The sequence below is a fragment of the Halomonas sp. ND22Bw genome (assembly GCF_003011945.1).
Lineage (GTDB): Bacteria > Pseudomonadota > Gammaproteobacteria > Pseudomonadales > Halomonadaceae > Halomonas > Halomonas halophila.
In genome coordinates, this window is the sequence record NZ_PXWD01000383.1 from 1 (window position 1) to 350 (window position 350).

Annotated in this window: 1 protein-coding gene; it reads left to right on the forward strand. The window is 66.0% G+C overall.

All coding sequences use genetic code 11. The features are described 5' to 3' along the window. Positions 1-10: 10 nt before the first annotated feature. Positions 11-350: SGNH/GDSL hydrolase family protein (locus CVH10_RS18555; protein WP_369335876.1), on the forward strand; the 340-nt coding region annotated here is incomplete at its 3' end.

Genomic DNA, 350 nt, shown 5'->3' on the forward strand with positions numbered 1-350 from the left:
ATCAACGGCAGTGCTGGCCTACAACGATTTGCTGCCCGTGAGCGTGCGGCGTGCGGTCGACGGCATATCCGCCGAGACACCGCAACTGCCTCATGTCGCGCACAGCCTCGCCACGGGTGGTCCCATACGGATAGTGGCCTTCGGTTCCTCCTCGACGGAGGGTATCGGCGCCAGCAGCGCTTCGGCCGCCTACCCGGCTCGGCTCTCCGTCGCGCTCAAGCAGGCGCAGCCGCGAAGCGCCGACCGCATCACGGTTTCCAACCGTGGCGTTGGTGGTGAAGCCGTCGATGACATGCTCGTTCGAATCGACCGCGATGTCATCGCGCCGAGACCTGACCTCGTGGTCTGGC